At 44.7% G+C, this 18857-nt stretch carries 10 protein-coding genes; 1 reads left to right on the top strand and 9 read right to left on the bottom strand.

Translation table 11 applies throughout. From position 1 onward, the window contains the following. The first annotated feature begins 47 nt into the window (after window positions 1–47). Window positions 48–671 carry a DUF1062 domain-containing protein gene (locus VYM24_RS09135; protein ID WP_299092500.1) on the top strand — a complete coding sequence of 208 codons (624 nt, stop codon included), beginning with the start codon at window positions 48–50 and terminating at the stop codon, window positions 669–671. Here the strand turns inward: VYM24_RS09135 and VYM24_RS09130 are convergent. From VYM24_RS09130 to VYM24_RS09090, 9 genes are all read right to left on the bottom strand, one after another. Then, window positions 630–1250, bottom strand: coding sequence for a CatB-related O-acetyltransferase (locus tag VYM24_RS09130; RefSeq protein WP_044532920.1), 621 nt, complete (start codon window positions 1248–1250; stop codon window positions 630–632). The genes VYM24_RS09135 and VYM24_RS09130 overlap by 42 nt on opposite strands. Window positions 1251–1426: 176 nt before the next feature. Continuing rightward, complete coding sequence (locus tag VYM24_RS09125) at window positions 1427–3787, bottom strand: glycoside hydrolase family 3 N-terminal domain-containing protein (RefSeq protein WP_330941995.1); 2361 nt, start codon at window positions 3785–3787, stop codon at window positions 1427–1429. A 7-nt stretch (window positions 3788–3794) separates the two neighbouring features. Beyond that, a complete protein-coding gene (locus VYM24_RS09120; RefSeq protein ID WP_330941994.1) occupies window positions 3795–6056 on the bottom strand; it encodes a GH92 family glycosyl hydrolase in 2262 nt (753 codons plus the stop codon). A 107-nt stretch (window positions 6057–6163) separates the two neighbouring features. Beyond that, window positions 6164–6292 (bottom strand): hypothetical protein, encoded by a 129-nt coding sequence (locus VYM24_RS09115; protein WP_330941993.1) that lies wholly within the window; start codon window positions 6290–6292, stop codon window positions 6164–6166. Continuing rightward, window positions 6292–7689 carry a sialate O-acetylesterase gene (locus VYM24_RS09110; protein ID WP_330941992.1) on the bottom strand — a complete coding sequence of 466 codons (1398 nt, stop codon included), beginning with the start codon at window positions 7687–7689 and terminating at the stop codon, window positions 6292–6294. Before VYM24_RS09110 ends, VYM24_RS09115 begins: the two co-directional genes overlap by 1 nt. A 3-nt stretch (window positions 7690–7692) precedes the next feature. Beyond that, window positions 7693–8985, bottom strand: coding sequence for a glycoside hydrolase family 99 protein (locus tag VYM24_RS09105; RefSeq protein ID WP_291551369.1), 1293 nt, complete (start codon window positions 8983–8985; stop codon window positions 7693–7695). A 507-nt stretch (window positions 8986–9492) separates the two neighbouring features. Next, window positions 9493–12318 carry a glycosyl hydrolase family 28-related protein gene (locus VYM24_RS09100; RefSeq protein ID WP_330941991.1) on the bottom strand — a complete coding sequence of 942 codons (2826 nt, stop codon included), beginning with the start codon at window positions 12316–12318 and terminating at the stop codon, window positions 9493–9495. Between the two features lie 67 nt (window positions 12319–12385). Continuing rightward, window positions 12386–14983 (bottom strand): xylan 1,4-beta-xylosidase, encoded by a 2598-nt coding sequence (xyl3A, locus tag VYM24_RS09095; RefSeq protein ID WP_299092486.1) that lies wholly within the window; start codon window positions 14981–14983, stop codon window positions 12386–12388. 54 nt (window positions 14984–15037) lie between these two features. Beyond that, window positions 15038–18727 (bottom strand): glycoside hydrolase family 2 protein, encoded by a 3690-nt coding sequence (locus VYM24_RS09090; RefSeq protein ID WP_330941990.1) that lies wholly within the window; start codon window positions 18725–18727, stop codon window positions 15038–15040. Window positions 18728–18857: the final 130 nt, after the last annotated feature.

The following is an 18857-nucleotide window of genomic DNA, read 5'->3' as shown; positions in this document are numbered from 1 at the left end:
TTTGCCGAAAAATTACTTAATCCGCAAAGAAAGATAATAGCTTATTTATGGAGACAACAATTACATGGGAAGTAAAAGTGAAGAATACCCCTTTATTAATTAAGAAGTGCAGTCACTGCGATAGTGACCGATTTTATTGTAGCGATAAGTTCAGGATGAATGCTCAGAAGAAAAACATAGATGTATGGTTGATTTACAGATGCGTGAAGTGCGACAACACCTGTAACCTCACTTTGTTATCACGCAGTAAACCGGATTTGATTGACAAGACATTATTCCATAGCTTTTCAATGAATGATAAAGATACGGCTTGGAAGTATGCTTTTTCTACTGAAATGGAGAGAAAGAATAATCTGAGACTGGATTATGGTAGCGTAGAATATGAAGTCATTCCTGACACCTCATTGGAAGATTTGCTGAGTCTATCCAATGAGGTTATCAAAATCCACATCAAGTGCAAGTTTGAGTTTGATCTCAAATTATCATCATTAATCAGAAGATGCTTCTCACTCTCTGCCAATCAGGCGAAACGTATGTTCGAAGATGGTATAATTACGATTTCAGGCAACAAACCGCCTCAGAAGCATAAGGTGAAAGATGGAGATATGATTCTGATACAAAGAGAGGAATTAGATAAGTCTGTCAACCGTTCCCTCCATGATATAGGGTAAAGACTGACGTATCTTCTCAACAGGCCAGTTCCACCATTGTATCTGTTGTAGCCTGGCGATTGTCTCTTCCTCAAATCGCATCCGTATTTTCCTGGCAGGTGTTCCTCCTACTATGGTGTAGGGAGGAACATCTTTAGTTACCACTGCCCGGGCTGCGATGACAGCTCCATCTCCTATATGCACGCCTGCCATAATTACGGCTTCATAACCTATCCAGACGTCATTGCCTATAATGATATCCCCTTTATTATCCCATGCTGAGGCTACATTTTTCTTATCCAATCCCCATTCTTCAAAGAACAAGGGAAATGTGTAGCTGGACAGGAATTTCAATGTATGGTTGGCACTGTTAAAAAGAAACTTTGCCCCACAGGCAATGGAACAGAATTTTCCGATAATCAAGCGGTCTTGATTGATAGGATAATGATAGAGGACATTATTCTTCTCAAATTGAGTCGGGTCATTTACAAAATCATTGTATATGGTATAATCACCAACTATAATATTCGGATTGTTGATAATGGTATTCAGATAGATAGTCTGATAATCATTGGTACGTGGAAATGTTTTCGTATTCATTGTAATTACTTCTTTTTGTGTGTTTAGTATCTTAATATCTTGTGACGGAAACGGTCACAATTAAATTGGGCAACAGACTTAACTATTGCCCTATCATACTAAACGAAGCTATTTACAAAGTTGCCATTTCATGATGATTAAAGACTATGGTTTATATCGCACAACAAAGATACGAATTATTTCACTTCAAACTTTCCTTGTAATCTGATATCTTGTGAAGAACTTCCCACCATTACAGCAAACGTACCCGGCTCTACTACGAAGTGATTATCCTTATTCCATAATCCCAACTCTTGCGGGGTGAGTACGAAATCAATCACTTTTTCTTCGCCCGGTTCCAGATGGATACGTTCGAAGCCACGCAGTACTTTTACATATGTAGTTACAGAACTCATCTCATCATGCAGATAAAGCTGAACTACTTCATCCCCGGCAATTTTTCCCGTATTCTTCACTTTACAACTTAACTTCACACTACCTTGTACACCTATGACCGGATTCTCTATCTTTAAATCACGATAAGCAAAAGTAGTATAACTCAAACCATATCCGAAGGGATAAAGCGTACCGGTAACACGTACAAACCCCTTCGAATCAGAACCCGGTTTAAAAGGAAAAGCAAAAGGTATCTGCCCTACCGAACGGGGAAAGGTTACCGCCAGTTTTCCCCCCGGATTGTAATCACCGAAAAGTACTTGTGCCACAGCATCTCCCATAAATTCTCCCGGAAACCAGGCATGTACAATACCCGGAATATAACGTTCAGCCCAGTTGATGGTGGCGGCACGTCCGTCTACCAGTAACAGGATTACAGGTTTGCCTGTTGCGTATACAGCTTGCAACAGTTTTTCCTGTCGTCCACACAAATCCAAATTGGTACGGGAATATTCCTCACGCACCGTCTTCTCATTTCCTCCCAATACCATGATGGCTATGTCCGATTCCCTTGCCAAGGCTACAGCCTCATCCATCATAGCCTGTTCTTCCTGATCCAATGGTACTTCGTAAAGCTCACTCTCCGGAAAATATTTATCAATAATATCTGTTCCTTTTGCATAGCGAACTTCTGCATCAGGCAAATATTCTTTTATCCCCTGATATACCGTCTTTATCGGAGCATTAGCCGGACCATAGCGGCAAATCAGATTTTGCACTTCATTCGCATTGGGACCAATCACGGCTACTTTCTTCAAATCTTTGGAGAGTGGCAGGATATTATTCTCATTCTTCAATAAAACGATGGATTCTAAAGCCGCCCTCATGGATATCGCCTGATGTTCCTTGCTATGTACCACCTTTTCAGGATGTTTTGCATCTCCTTTATAGGGATTATCAAACAGCCCCATCCCAAACTTCACCCGCAACACATCAGCTACACGGCCATCAATTGTCTGCATGGAAACCTTTCCCTCGCTGATAGCCTGCCGAAGCGGACGAATGAAGTTCTCGGGCAGAGTAAAATTAGTACGCACATTCAATCCTGCATTTACTACCTGGGCAGCTCCATCTACAGCATCGGCAGCTACGTTATGCTTGGAATAAAGAAACTCCACCGCTTCACTATCAGACACTACATAACCTTTGAAGCCCCATTCATGGCGAAGTATTTCAGTAAGGAAATGATAACTGCCCGTAATCGGTTCGCCGTCATAATCATTATAAGAACTCATCACTCCCAATGCCCCGGCTTCGCAAAAAGCCTTGCGGAAGGGTTCTATATAAAGAGTCCTCATCTCACGCGGAGCTACGTGCGGGTCGGTACGGGTACCGGCATCACGTCCTCCAACAGGAATACTATATACGGCAAAATGCTTGGGAGTAGCAACCAGCCCTTCTTGTTGAAGTCCTTTAATCATCCGCTTTCCAAGTTCTCCCACCAGGAAAGGGTCTTCGCCGTAACACTCCACTACACGTCCCCAACGGGGATCTTGTGCAATATCCAGAATAGGGGAATAGATATTGGTATAGCCCAGCGCTTTTGCCTCTTCGGCTGTCACCTTGGCTATTTCACTGATCAGTTCTTTATTCCAGGTAGCTCCCTGTCCGCACTGTGCCGGAAACATGGTAGCCCGGTCATGGCAAAGCCCACGAATACCTTCATTGGTAAAGTCAACAGGTATCCCAAGGCGGGTTTGTTCTACGAACCAGCGTTGGATGGCCTGTCGGTTCTCTACACTATTCACATAAGGATAGGACAAAGAAGAACCGAATTTCCCCAAGCCATTGGCCTGTTCGTCTATATTCGCGATACCGTCTTTCCAGATTTCATTTTTCCATTGTTCTGTGGGCAGGGAGTCTTTCAGTACACGGCCTGAGCCATACAACGTAGCCATCTGGCAAGTCTTTTCCTCCATTGTCATCTGCGACAACAAATCCTTGACTCTTGCCTCCAAGGGTGCCGAAGGGTCTTCATAGACATCCATCACCCCGTTCTTATTAAAATCAATCCAGCCTTTCTTATATATACCGGGATTATTGCCCGCATACACACCCGCACAAAGCGATACAGCAATACATAAAGCGATTCTTCTTTTCATAGCATTTCTATTTTTCCATTTCTAATACAAGTTCACCACCTTCCATCAGGTCGAAATGAGAAAATCTCGGTTCCCTCAATTCTTCACCGTTCAGTTTCATGGAGCGAATATACTTATTTTCTACGCTATTATTCTTAGTACGGATCACAAAATCTTTTCCGCTACTCAAATGAATGCTTACCTTATCAAACAAAGGACGGCCAATTTCATAGACCGGACGTCCCGGACAGAACGAATAGAAGCCCATAGAACTGAGTGCATACCAAGCCGACATTTGCCCTACATCTTCATTTCCGGAGAGTCCGTTAGGATCGTTATGATAAAGCGTACGAAGAATATGATCTACCAAAGCCTGTGTCTTGCGAGGTGCACCGGCATAATTATAAAGATAAGGAATATGATGGCTCGGTTCGTTGCCATGTGCATATTGCCCGATCATCCCGGTCACATCGGCAGCCGCATTCGGATCACCGGTCAGTTCGGAACTTGTGGTAAACAGCGTATCCAGATGTGCTTCAAATGCCTCTTTGCCGCCTACCAGTTCCATCAGTCCTTCTACGTCCTGTGGCACAAACCATGCCCATTGCCAGGCATTTCCCTCTACATAATTACTGGGACGCTGCACAGAAGAAGGATCAAAAGGAGTAATCCAGCTCCCATCACTCAACTTGCCACGCATCAGCTTCGTTTCTGGATCAAAATAAGCACGGTAGGCTTTAGATAAATTCATGTATTTATCATACATGTCTTTACGGTTATATTCCTTCATCATTTGTGCAATCAGCCAGTCATTATAGGCAAACTCCAGACCTTGTGAAACGGAACCGCCCACTTCATCACAAGGAATATATCCCAATTCGTTTTTATACTTAATTGAAATCGGCATAACCTTTCCGTTCAGTATCTGACGATCCATCATAGGCGTAATGCCGGTAGTGTCATATACCGAAGACCGTATGCAGGCTTCCAATGCTTTCTTCACATCAAAATCGCATTGTTTCTTCATCATGGCGTCTGCAATAACAGAAACTGCATGATAGCCAATCATCGTTCCGGTCTCATTGGAAGCCAACTCCCACTTAGGCAGAATACCTGACTCATCATATTTGCGAAGCAACGAACGGATAAATGCCTGGTTCTGTTCCGGCGTTACAATCGTGTAAAGCGGATGAGCCGCACGGAAAGTATCCCATAGTGAGAACACCGTATAATTGGTATAAGAAGTATCTTGCTTTATCTCATGCCCCATGGTACGATAACGACCGTCTACATCCGATGCCAGACTCGGCTGTATGAATGCATGATACAAGGACGTATAGAAAACAGTACGGTCGTCATTGTCCGAAGTTTCAATATCAATCTTGCCTAAGGCTTCATTCCAGGCAGTATTCGCCTGATGCGCTATTCTTTCAAAATTCCAATCCGGAACTTCCGCTTCCATATTCCGCTTCGCACCTTCTTCATCCACACTCGAAATGCCGACTTTAGCCAACACACGTCCATCCGCAGCAAGATTCCTGAAAGTCATCACAGCTTTTGCTGTATTGACGGTGACAGAAGTACTATCCGGCTGGTATTCGGTTCCTGAATACAACTTATAGTCAAAGGGCTTTGAAAATACAGCATAGAAATACACATAATGGTGTTTAGCCCAGCCTTTCGTATATTTCATTCCGGCTATAGTAGAGTCGTTCACCACACGAATCTGAGTAACAGGATGCTGATGACCATGAATGGTAGGTTCCATATCCACAATCAGACGAGCATCACTTGCCTTAGGGTAAGTATACCGATGCAGGCCTGCACGCAAAGTAGCGGTCAGTTCCACATTGATAGAATCATCCTGCAACAGTACTTGATAATATCCCGGCCGGGCACTCTCTTGTTCATGCGAGAAACGGGAACGATAACCTTCGTCCGGATTCTCTGCCGTTCCGGCAATCAATGGTTTCTCTCCTACTACCGGCATAAAAAGTATATCGCCATAATCGCCGATACCGGTTCCGCTAAGGTGGGTATGACTGAACCCCATGATAGAAGTGTCGTCATAATAATAGCCCGAACAGGCATCCCAGCCAAAGAGACGGGTATCCGGACTTAACTGTACCATTCCATGAGGTAAAGTAGCACCGGGAAAAGTATGTCCATGTCCTCCGGTTCCTATAAATACATTTACGCTATCGGTATATTCTTCCGGAAGTTCCTTTTCTGCACAAGAAAACAATCCGATTCCTGTAGCCAGTAACAGCATGCAGAGTTTGTTCTTCATAAAATTATAAGTTTATATTTTATACGATTCTATTAGTGTATAAGATTCCAATCAGCCTCTACCTTCATCGTCTTACCTTTTGTACGGATAATCAACGAAGGGTAAAATTATTCCAGTTGATATATACGTTCTTTCGGGTATTCAATGACAATCCGCATGTCCGGTTTCCCGTCTCCATTCAGGTCCAGATACTCCGGTTTATAGCCGGAGGGCGGAGGTGGCAAGCGTAAGGGCATTACCAGTTATCTGTTCTGAATGAAGATGCCGGAAGACCGGACATATTATAAAGGCAACCCTTTACATAATCCTTAAAGGCATAGCGCACCGCGACAGGTTGTTCCACTTCCGGGCTTGAGACAATAACCGTTTGCGCATCTTTACCAAAACGTGCATGGGCGGGATGAAATACTCTATCCTCGCCGGCTACTTCAAAGCCATTCAAGGGTTGCCGATAAGTAGTCAGCCCCTTGCCCATTTCATCAAACGACAAGATAATCTTGTTGCCCTCCGTCTGCATAGATTTATACAACGGTCCCGTTACCGGAAAGCCCTTCTTACCATAAGTACGCCCCAAGGCCAGATAAGCAAACCGATTGCCCACCGTTTCTTTCTCCATAGGGTGGATAGTGCGGTCATCGCCAACATCCGTCAGCACAACCATACCCGAAGAAGGAATAAGATGAAGGCATTTCATTTGCGCTTCACGCAGGTAAGCCGAATTCTTGCCTTTTCCCTCTCCTTTATTATAATTAAACGGAGCAATCTGGGCATAGTAGAAAGGGAATTCCCCTATTCCCCATTGTTTACGCCAGTCGCTCACCAATGAGGGAAACAACTGCGTATATAAATCAGGTACATCCACATTCGCTTCCCCCTGATACCATAAACATCCCCGAATGCCATATCCGACCACAGGACTCAACATCCCATTATAGAGAATAGAAGCATTATGCACATCCGGCAAGTCTTTGTAAGGCGCCACGCCTTCTTTACTCATCCAGGCTTCCACCCGTGAACCTCCATAACTGGCATGAATAATGCCTACGGGAATACCCAACACCTGATTCAGTTTACGTGCAAAAAAGTATCCTGCAGCCGAAAACTCGGGAACTGTCTCCGATGAGGCTTCCTGCCACTCACCTTTACAATCAGTCAACGGTTCGGAGGTCATTTTGCTTGCTACTGTAAACATACGTATTCCGGGATTTCCTGAAGTCACAATCGCATCCAACGCCCCCATCACCGGATCGCTGTAACGACCGCCTACACGCATATCCATATTAGACTGACCGGAACAGAGCCAGACCTCACCAATCAATACATCATTAATTCGTAACGTCTCGCCGTCATTCACCTCAATATGGTAGGGACCACCATATACCGGTGTTTCTACTTTTACCTTCCAGCTACCCGATTCATCCGTCGTTACTGTGTATTTTTTGTTATTCCACGAAGTCTTTACAGTAACCTTTTGCTGTTTCCGGTCACTGTTTCCCCAAATAGCAACTGAACTTTGTTGTTGCAACACCATCCCATCCGAGAAAAAGGAGGGTAATGTTATTCGTGCCTGTACCCCGCCCGCCCAAAGCAAGAAAGATACAAACAGGACTATTATAAAGCAAGATCGTTTCATTAGTTATTCTCTTACGGGCATCTTAAACGTCAGTGGAATCTCTTTCCTGAGCATGCGGGCAGCCTCGCCTGTCAGCCACAGATAATGGTCGGAAGGCTGTCCGTCCATATCAATAAACTTGGCCACATCACTAACCGGATGGTCTCCCGTACATTTAAAGATGGCGGTTCCCTCATCCACTTCATCAAACATGGCCACATAAATCATCTCGGCACCCGCCAACATTGCAGTAGAAAGCTGTTGCCAATAGAAACGTCCTCCCTGACGGGGAATACTGCCAACAGGCTTCACGTCATCCGGGAATTCCAGTTTGCTAAGATTGTGCCAACTGAATCCGGGAGTTACGGCAGGAACATAGTCTACGCCATTCTCCTTACACCAACGGATATCTTCAATCACCAAGTCACGGAAGCGGTCCATGTCGTTATGCAACAAAGGAGAAAAACGCTGAACAGTCCATGGCAAAACTATATCCGCTTTCTTTATCACTGTATGCAGATAGGGGTCATTGATACAATCAGCCTCCAGATTACGCCAGAAAGTAGGAACACCCAACATCACCGTGCAACCACCATAAACAGGGTCATTCTGCAAGAAGTCAATCAAACGGTCTAAACCGATGTTCCTGATATTATAAGGGCGGTCGGGAAAACCAACTCCCCATATAGCTACCACGGGCTTTCCATTATGATGCAGATAAGTCTTTTTCCCTGCCTGATTCGTTACCTTCTGATTGTCTACCAGCCTTTTCCAGTCTTCCATAATCAGGGAACAATCCTCACCAGACTTTTTCAACCCGGACAAATCATACATGACAGCTATGGCGCGGTCATACTTTGAAGCCGCTTCCAAGGCATTCGCTAAAATACGGTTCGGTACCGAGTTTTGCTGGTCTCCACGGGTGTAGCTAAAAAAGCGTTGCACAAATACTCCATCTACGCCATACTCCTTCATCCACTTGAAGTGCAGGTCGACAGTAGACTTGTCCGCTGAACTGAATACACGTGCCTTTCTTCCATCGGCATGCCGGAAAGGCGTCTCATAGGTCTTTTCATATTCACTCACATCGGGCCATGCGTCGATAGTGCAATGTTTCTCGTCAAATTGCTTTCCGGTGCCATAATGGCCATAGCCTTGATTGGTTCCATCCTGCGGGCCGCGAAACCAACCTTGGTATCCTGCCATAATCAATCCTTTGTAACTTGGATAAGAAGTCTCCTGAGAGTGTTTGGGACCGGCATAAGCCAACATGCTCATGCCGAGGATGCCCAAAGTAACGAATAACTTATTCTTCATAATGCATTATCTTTATATCTGTTATTAAAAACTTGCTACCTATTCCACTTGATAATCTTTGCTGCAAAAATAAAATCCACAGATTAAGCAATCAGCTATATTACGCTTATCTGAGAATTAATTTTCAATTAAAATGAAACATTAATCGCCTTTTTATCAATCTGTAGAACCATCCATCTGCAAATCATGCTAAGGAAGCGTAATCGAAGAATCTACTCTCCTATTATTAGTGCACCTTTGTGCCAAGGGAGTAGATCCTTCGACTACGCTCAGGATGACATTCGATAGTTTACTGATTATCAACAGATAGCATTTACATTCCATTTATCTCACAATGTAAAAGCATTTACCGCAGGATGTAACGACCTTTACCTCCTATTGTAACGCTCTTTACTTCGGTATGTAACAGCCTTTACCTCGGCATGTAAATGAAGTTACCATTTGGAGTAAACAGAATTTCCACGAAAGGAAACGACCATGTATTCATAAGGCCAAACGCTACAATACCTACTTCTTGTCAGAACCATAAATCAGCCCTTCTCCCGATTTATTGAACCGCAATCCAGAGAGATAATAGTTATTAGTGAGTTCTATTGATTTACCTTGTCCCCCCAGCCTTGCATATCCGCCGTCTCCGGCGGTCGGACCTGCCACTTTCTGAGCGAAATAAGAAGTGTACACATGCGCTTTGCCACCTCTGACATCTACCCCCTGTGTACCGGAACGCGAGAAATTGGCCTGTTGGAATGACACAACGCCATTATTTATAATCGCCCCGAAAACCGGACTTCCCCAGAATGCACTGTTATACAGGATAAGTTTGGCGTCAGGATGAACCTTACCGGTGTTAACTTCATCTCCCATAAGGACATACGACCTCACCGGCTCATTGGGAATCTTAGTATTAACCAACTCTGAATTAACCGCGACAATCTTCGTATTCTTATCCGCATCTTCCACAAATAAAGAATAGGTGCATCCGTCAGAGCCATGTCCTATAACGGTCATCTTGCCCGGATACTTACCGGTTATCGCATCTTTCAGGAAATGTATTCCATATACCGAACCGTAAACGAAATTGTTGAAAATAGTCTGGTTCTTGACATCCGCAAACTTAAGCGCACTGCAATTAGATTGTACAAACCGCATCATAAATACCTCCGGATAGCCCTGTCCTCCCTTCGGAAGTCTCGACCCATAGTGAGGATTAAACTGCATATTGCGGATGAATCCACCTTCGGCTCCACCGCCAACCCAGATGCCCGCCCTTAAAGGCACACCACCCAGATAATCGACATAGTGGCCACTGGTGTCATATGAAGCCAGATCTATACCTTTGTCGCCTACCGCTATGGTTACATTGATTATATACACCTTGGGGCCTTGTCCCTGTATCAAGAACGGAGTCTTTCGCGGGTTTGATACGCTGTAGCCATCAGAAGCGATATTGAGCTGTGCCAGTGTAATGCCCCTGATGCCGGCACCCGCTTCAAGTTGCAGGAGTGAAGCACCTTTTTCTCCGGCAGCTCCGCCATCATAGTTGGTAAATATGGCAGTACCACCACTTTGCGTGTGATGTTGCACATCCCACGAGCCCCTCAATTCAACTCCCGAAGGAACTTTAACAGGATTGTCCACCAGATACCTTCCGGCAGGCAAGTAGAGCGTACCGCCACCGGCAGCTTTCACCGCATCAAGGGCAGATTGCAGTTCAGCCGACACATCTTTCACAGGACGGTTATTATTAAAGCCCGTTGCCCTTGCCAGGTCCGCTTTCAATACTTTGTCCGATGCCGGCCTCGGGTGCACAGCTATATTTGTTTTTACGTTCTTAGGTATGGGGTCGAAAAAGTACTTCTTCCCCGTAACCACTTCTACTTTGGCCGAAGTGCTGTGATTATCAACTTTCAGATTGCATTTATAACCCGAATTAACCGACTTCAGCGTATGCATATCCGCTCCGAGATATACATGTCCGGCCTTCTTCTTGAAATCGCATTGGGATAGCAATGCATTGCCACTGTTCATCCTGAGGGCATAATCCCCGTATTCACTAAACGTACAGCTTTCAAACGACACGACTCCATCGCTGCCGTCACTTACAACAGGCCCGTTGAAATCCACCCCATTGAATTGTACCGAAGTGCTGAAATCCTTGTAAAAGTATACGGCATTGCCATCTTCGGACGCTCCGAATGAAGAATTGGATATAAGTATGCCATACGGATTGACATCTTCCACATACAATCCATTCCCGCAATCGTCTACATGCACCTCATACAACTGAGCGTTCGGGGCATCGGCAAAGCCGGGCTCACGCCCAATCCATACGCCTGTCTTGTAACCTGACACACGCAGGTAAGAAACATATTCCCAGTCCGAACGGTGCATCTGGTATCCCGTACCGTTCGCTTTTGTATAGGCTGTTACGTCAGCCAGAGAAGGTGCTCCCGGAAGACCGGATTCAGCCCAATACTCAGGACTAATCCTGACATTCTCAATACGCCCGATATCGGTACATACGTGCACTTCGATACCCTTGTTTAGTGCTGTGATATAACTATCCAGCACATAGTGCAACTCACTCGGTGCAGAATTAAAGCCATTGTAAGAGTTGACGAGAGTGACATGCTCTATCGTGGCGCAATCTCCCTGGGTTTGGAACAATGTCCACGGATAGGGTTTCACATCATTGATGTCTTGCTCAGGATACCAGATGGAGAGATTAGTAACTCCGGTGCCTGCATTCATTTCGATGAATCTGTCAGCTATGCTCGTATAGGTCGTGCGAAGCGCATTGCCCGCCTGTCCGTCGTTCCACCAGCTTTCAACACTTCCGTCATAGTTCGGTGCATCTTTGCCGACACGTACTTCAAGAATGGTTCCGAGGACTTTTCCGTTATTGACCTCCGGATTAGCCCAATCGCCACGAAGTTGTACTCCGGGATGGAGGCGCAAAACGTATTCAAAGTGGAAATCTTTCTTGCTTTCCGAACGGCCCTGGCGAACTCTGACATTCTTTGTGCCAAGCTGCGTACTACGGAATTCATAATTTCCGGCAGGTATATACACTACCCCGCCGCCGCTTTCATACGCAGCGTCAATAGCCGCTTGGAAAGCCGCCCTGTTGTCAAATCCCGGTTCGGCTTTAGCACCGAAAGCTGGGTCGGTCACAACAAAGTCGGATATCGCCCAGTCTCTTGTCGGATAAGTGGTTTTGATACTCTGCCGGAGTACTTGCTGTTTTTGTGCTTGTACACAGGCAATGTTCATAGGAAGCAACGCCAGCAATATCAATATAGCCGCCGCCCCTAACTTAGAAGATGTTTTCATGAAAAGAGTATTTGATATAGTTACACAATATTTTCTTGGCCATTTCCGCTTACCCGGGCTACTCATTTTACTTCTTTAATGTTACCACCAATCTTTGCAGCGCTTTCTCATCCGAAGTTCCGCCATAGAGTAGTTCATACTTGCCGGGAAGAAGATCCATGCGGTTTGTAGCCGGGTTAAACCATTCAAATGTTGAGGCGGGCAATTCAAACAGAACATCTTCCGCCTGACCGGCTTCCAGAGAAATCCTGCGGAAAGCTCTCAGCGTTTTAATCGGTCCCTCCTTATCGCCGGGATTACGCAGATAGACTTGCACGACTTCATCTCCTGACAGTTTACCGATGTTCTTCAATGGTATGGTTAAAGTCAGCCCCTCACCTGCCCGAAGTATTTTCTTATCCGCTTTAGCCTTGCCATAATCAAAAGTGGTATAGCTCAATCCATGTCCAAAAGGAAACAGAGGTTTTCCCTTGAAATAGCGGTATGTACGGTTACTCATATCGTAGTCTTCAAAATCGGGCAGATCACCGCTCGATGCATAGAAAGTAAGCGGCAAGCGTCCGGCAGGATTATAATCACCAAACAGGACATCTGCAACAGCTGTTCCTCCCTGTTGGCCGGGATACCATGCTTCAATAATCGCATCCAGGTTTTCCGCTTCCCAAGGCAATGCCAGCGTACTGCCGGAACATAAGACAAAAACAACCGGTTTACCTGTTTTTTTCAAAGCTTTCAGCATCTCTTCCTGCACCTGAGGCAGATCGATATTGGTGCGGTCACCTTTTCTAAACCCGGGAAGGTCCACCGGCATTTCCTCACCTTCCAGCGCAGAAGAAAGTCCGCCAACAAAGATAATCACGTCAGCTTCAGCCGCTTTATCGGCCACTTCCTTATAATTTATTTCTTTCTTAATACCTATATCAAATTTCAATGAAGCTTCTCCGCCAGCCTGGAAATACTCTAATACAACCTTATAGGCTTTGCCCTTCACTGCATTCAGATTATACATTTTCTCTCTTGTAGCTCCATTATGCCACTCAGAGTAAACCTCTTCCCCATCAATGAACAGCCGGGAACCATCATCCGCAGAAATAATGAAAGAGACTTCGCCAGATTCCTTCGGGGTATATACCGACTCAAAGCGCGCCGAGAAATCGTGCAGATTTACTCCCGGCATGAATACGGTGTTACCCCCATTGCCAAAGTTCAGCGGCTCACTAAAATGACCGACTGCCACCGCTTCACCCTCCAATTCCTTATTATTCCAGAAGGTTGCCTTAAAGCCTTTCTTCCCATCATACGAGCAACAATCGAAGTAGCTAAAAACAGTCTGTGTATTTACAAAATCACAACCTTTTTCATAATATACAGCTCCTTCGGGAAGTTTACTTTTAATGCCCTCAAGGATGGTGACAGATTTAGTAGGGAAACCGTTATAGTTTGCCCAAAGCATCACGGAGTCATTGGCATTAGGCCCCAGCACGGCAACTTTACGAACAGATTTACTCAACGGCAAGATATTATTCTTGTTAGTCAGCAATACCATACTCTTACGTGCCATCTCCAAAGCCTTGGCTACATGTTCTTTTGACTCTACAATCGAATATGGTATTTCAGACCACGAAACAAGTGTATTATCATCAAACATGCCCAACTGGAAACGAGCGCGCAATAAACGGAAAACCGATTCATTGATTTTTTCTTCTGATATCAGTCCTTTCCGTACCGCTTCATTTAAAGAAGAATAACTGCCGCCACATTCCAGGTCTGTCCCTGAGACAACAGCGTCAGCCGAGGCAGCCGCAGCCGTAGGGTGGGTTTCATGATGATTAGGATAGTAGAAATCGCCGATAGCCCCACAATCTGAAACCACAATATCATCATATCCCCAGTCCTCGCGCAAGATACGAATCAACAATTGCTTGTTAGAGCAACACGGTTCTCCTTCATAGCGGTTATAGGCACACATCACCTCTTTTACTTTCCCTTCTGTCACCAAGGTTTTAAAAGCGGGCAGGTAGGTTTCCCATAAATCGCGCTGGGAAATATTCTTGGCATCAAAGCTATGCCTGTTCCATTCCGGACCACTGTGCACGGCATAGTGCTTGGCGCAAGCATGTGTCTTGTCATATTTTCCGGTGCCATCACCCTGCAAGCCTTTCACTACGGCCAATCCCATCAGAGAGGTCAGATACGGGTCTTCTCCATAAGTTTCCATACCTCGTCCCCAACGCGGATCACGGTATATATTGATATTCGGAGTCCAAAACGTTAATCCTTTGTAACCATCCCGTTCACCCTTACGTTGAAAATCATGGTATTTGGCACGGGCTTCATCCGATACGATGCTGAAGGTTTCATGAACCGCCTGATTATCAAAAGTGGCGGCAAGTCCTATCGCCTGAGGAAAAACAGTTGCTTTTCCGGCGCGCGCCACTCCGTGCAGTGCTTCATTCCACCAGTCATATGCCGGTATTCCAAGGCGCTCAATGGCTGGCGAGCCATTTTTCATCTGGCTGATTTTCTCTTCCAGAGTCATACGTTTCAACAAGTCCCATGCCCGTTCGGAAGGTGTCAAATCCGGGTTTTTGTAGGGTTCATTTTGTGCTGTAGCCACCAGGGCTACAGCACTCAAACAAAAGGATATCAGAATTTTCTTGACCATAGTATTTTGATTGTATCAGTAAAATCAGAATCGTATCAAACTATTCGTTGCTTGCTATTTCAATAATTCATTTATCATGTTCACTAACAGCTTTCCAGCTATCGGGTCGGTATCAGCCTTCTCCGTACACATGGTAGAAACTGTAGCCAATCCCTTTCCATCCTTTATCTGCAATAAGGTTAAACCTCGCATCGAATCGATTTTACGAATACGGTCTTCCGGCTTTCCACCGTCGATATAAGCATGAATCTTCATCTGCCCTGCCAATTCTATCAGATTTTCATTCCGGTTTACTTTCAGGGTAGCATTGCAAGCCAAAGGAATTTCTCTCTTATTATTATTGAAATAACGCAGTTCCAATACGTCGATACCATCAAACACCGGTGCATCATTGCGTTCCATATTCACGATATCACCCTCTGTCGGGATAATCCAACTCGTGATATGTTCAGGATAAATGGTCTTCGCAACTTCTTTACTATTCAGTAAAAGTAACTTTCCTCCCTTTGACTGATAGTAACGAAGCATTTCTTTTTCTTCGTCCGTACACTCGGTCAATCCGGAAATAATGCAAAGATCAGCTTTCAGTTTCGGATTCATCATTTCTTTTATGGTAGAAACCGCCTGATAGTTTATATGAAGGAAATCAAATTTATCTTTCATACCCTCTTTATCCAGAAGAAGCACTTTTTTGCCTTCTGCTACTTGGTTTATGTTCCAGTCTTTACGGGCTAACAGCAGGTTATATTCATTTTCCGATACCGGTAAACCATTCTCAGTCAACTTCAATACCAATTTAGCTTTCACCTTGTCGGCTGGCAAGTTAACCGGTAATTGGATATTCGGTTCAATATAGTAGCGTCCATAATGCTTCACAGCCGGGAGTTCCTCACTACCCCAAACCAGTTTCTTTCCGGTTTCATCCTGTACTTCCCAACGCAATAAAGTAGGTTTCAGGGCTGTACCATCCTCGCGGTCATTCACTACATAAATACGTGTCGGCAGTTTATCTCCACCATAAAGATTACGTCCCCACAACTCAGCACTTACCAACACTGGTTGCAAAGCACGCTTCAAGGCGTAATACGTAGGATATGGCTCAATATTCTGATAATCATAAACCTGACGGAACCAGGTGAGTAGGGCAAAATGCATGATACCCGATGCCTGATCGTTGGAACGGCGGAGCGCTTCAGCCAATTCTCCGGTAATGAACGCCTGCACGTTAAGGAATGACTTAGGATCTGAGAAGTCATAACATTCATAGCCTATCAGAGATTGAGGGTTCTGATGAATCAACTGATAAGAACGGGTCGGATGTCCGGTTTCATTATTCGGGTATCCGGTTGACATCTCCTGGCTGATAAGCGGACGTTCGGGCATCTTAAACCTCTGCTGGAATTCTCCGTTGAAGAACCGGAAGAGTGAGAAATCATACCAGTTATAATAAGCATGCATATCATCGATGTCGCCATCATCTATGCTATTCATAAAGTCAGCACCATACTTTTCCTTTTTGCCCTTTGCCTGATAGTTGGAGTCGAAGCAAATGGGGCGTGTAGGATCAATGCGACGCATTTCTTTTACCACATCCGAAATCACACGGTATTTCTTCTTAGCACGTTCCAGGTCATTATCATTATCGTAGAACTTCATTTCATTATTCACCGTCCAGAAAAGCAGTGAAGGATGGTTACGATACTTTTTCAGCAAGGTGAGGAATTCTTCCTTCCACATCTCAATCAGTTTTGCATCAGGAAGCGGAGTGGAATGAATCATCAGCCAGGGCCAAGTACCTTCAAAGCTAACGCCAATACCATTTTTATCAGCAGCTCCCATCCAAAGTTTATTCCACGGAGTGGTGTGGGTACGGGTGACATCTATGTTGCCGGCCTTCATCAGTTGCATGAAAGTATTAGCCAGATTCAAGTCGTTCGGAGCAAGGGCAAACGGAATGTGATTGCCACCACGCAGCCAATATCGATTACCGTTCAGGAAGAACAAGCCTTCCTTCACTTCAAAAGTACGGAATCCGGAAGTCTCTGACAGACAGTCTAATTCAACACCTTTGGCAGTAACCAGTCTAAAGCGGAAATCGTATAGATTAGGATGATGAGGTGTCCAGAGACGAGGTTTTAGTCCATTCACACTGTAAGTAAACATCTTTTCTTCATCAGCATTCAGCACCAGTTTTTGCAAAGAAAGACTGCTGTAAAGCACAGAACCGGTCTCTTTGTCCACAATGTCAGTATAGAGATCAAACTGATTCTTCTTACCACTATGATTCTTTACCGTCAGGTCAAAGGTTGCTCCTTCCAGAGTAGGTTTAATAAAGACATCTTCCACCTTCACCGGGTTGGTGATAGTAAGTTTTACCGGCTGCCAGATACCTGCAGGCTCATCACCATAAAATCCATGTGCTATATCTTTCAGGATGTTGTTCTTTACAGCAACCTTTCCGCCTTCTTTTTCACTTTCGCGAACAGAAGAATAGAAGAAATCAATAGCAGCGCTACCGTTTTCAGAAGCACTTCCATCCGCCTTACGGGTCACTTTCACTACTACCAAATTTTTGCCGGGCTTCAGTAACTTACTTCCATCAACCTGTATTTCACCATACATGCCGATATGTGAACCTGCCAGCTCTCCATTAATATAAATCTCCGCTACTTTTGAAACAGCATCAAAAGTCAGAGCCATATTTTTGCCTTCAACATCAGCCGGTAGCTCTATCCACTGACGATACCAGGCAGCATTCGTTTTTCTATAATCAAATGTATAACCCTCGCAACGATCGGTTTCCTGCTGGTAATAGGTATCTGAAACACCTTTGGGCTGAGGTCCCGTAGGTGAAGGCATGGTTTCCCCATGTAGCCAAATACGAATCGGGTTCCAGAAATTAGGCACAGACATTACATGCCAATTCTTATCGTCCGTAGCCGTGGATACCGCTTTCTCCTTATCGTCCAACTGATATCCGGGCATAAAGAGCCAATTACCATCCAGTGAAATATCCGTGCGTCCTTCCTCCAGTCTATTCACTTTCACAGGCGCATAATTTGCTCTTTCAAGCTGGCGCTTGCTTTCTTTCTCTTGCGGTGTTGCCACCTTGCAATATTCTGCAACTTTCACATTTTTCAATGCATCTTCTTCCAACGGAGTAACAACGAGGTCGTCAAACTCTGTTTCAATCCAACCGCCTCCCAAAGTCACAGGACCGGAAGGTGCCAAGTTGCTGTTTTTATCTGTGATATCCATCCGTGGTTCCTTCTCATCATTCAAGAAAACGCGAATACGGCTACCACAGACTTCTACCTTTAACTGATACCATTGACCCGGTACCGGATGAAATCCTAACGGACGAACGCCCATAAATTCATCCGTACCCATATATCCCATGCGCATCAGGTATAAATCATCTTGCAATCCGCCTTTTATACCAACTACATAACGATCAAAACGATTATTGGCACGAAATCCTGCCCAGATTTGAACTTGTTCCGCTTCTTGGGGAGCACGAGCTTTAAAGGACATAGTATAGTTCTTCCACTCAGGATTACCGAAACAAGCATAAGAACCTTTTGAACGGAACACCCCGTCTGCAATGCTACATTCACCCCGTCCCATTGTTTTCAGTATTTCTCCCTGATCGGAAAAATTATTTTTCCATTCAGATTGCGCATATCCGGATAATGAAATCAAAAGGCATGCGACAATCCAAAAGGCTGTATAGAAATTCTTCATGATATTACAATATAGTATTATTTTCTGCAAATGTAGCTTCGACTCATTAACAGAAAGTGAAATAAATAATTAATTAGACATTAAAAAGCAATTAATCGTAGTTGGTACCATTACAAACCATCCAATAAAC

Source organism: Bacteroides sp. MSB163, assembly GCF_036416795.1.
Lineage (GTDB): Bacteria > Bacteroidota > Bacteroidia > Bacteroidales > Bacteroidaceae > Bacteroides > Bacteroides maternus.
This window is presented reverse-complemented; position numbering and strand designations above follow the sequence as displayed.

Coding starts and splice junctions, on each gene's coding strand:
- VYM24_RS09125 (WP_330941995.1), bottom strand. CDS start 3,787: ATGAAAAGAAGAATCGCTTTATGTATTGCTGTATCGCTTTGTGCGGGT.
- VYM24_RS09110 (WP_330941992.1), bottom strand. CDS start 7,689: ATGAAACGATCTTGCTTTATAATAGTCCTGTTTGTATCTTTCTTGCTT.
- VYM24_RS09100 (WP_330941991.1), bottom strand. CDS start 12,318: ATGAAAACATCTTCTAAGTTAGGGGCGGCGGCTATATTGATATTGCTG.
- VYM24_RS09115 (WP_330941993.1), bottom strand. CDS start 6,292: ATGCCCTTACGCTTGCCACCTCCGCCCTCCGGCTATAAACCGGAGTAT.
- VYM24_RS09090 (WP_330941990.1), bottom strand. CDS start 18,727: ATGAAGAATTTCTATACAGCCTTTTGGATTGTCGCATGCCTTTTGATT.
- VYM24_RS09135 (WP_299092500.1), top strand. CDS start 48: ATGGAGACAACAATTACATGGGAAGTAAAAGTGAAGAATACCCCTTTA.
- VYM24_RS09105 (WP_291551369.1), bottom strand. CDS start 8,985: ATGAAGAATAAGTTATTCGTTACTTTGGGCATCCTCGGCATGAGCATG.
- VYM24_RS09120 (WP_330941994.1), bottom strand. CDS start 6,056: ATGAAGAACAAACTCTGCATGCTGTTACTGGCTACAGGAATCGGATTG.
- VYM24_RS09130 (WP_044532920.1), bottom strand. CDS start 1,250: ATGAATACGAAAACATTTCCACGTACCAATGATTATCAGACTATCTAT.
- xyl3A (WP_299092486.1), bottom strand. CDS start 14,983: ATGGTCAAGAAAATTCTGATATCCTTTTGTTTGAGTGCTGTAGCCCTG.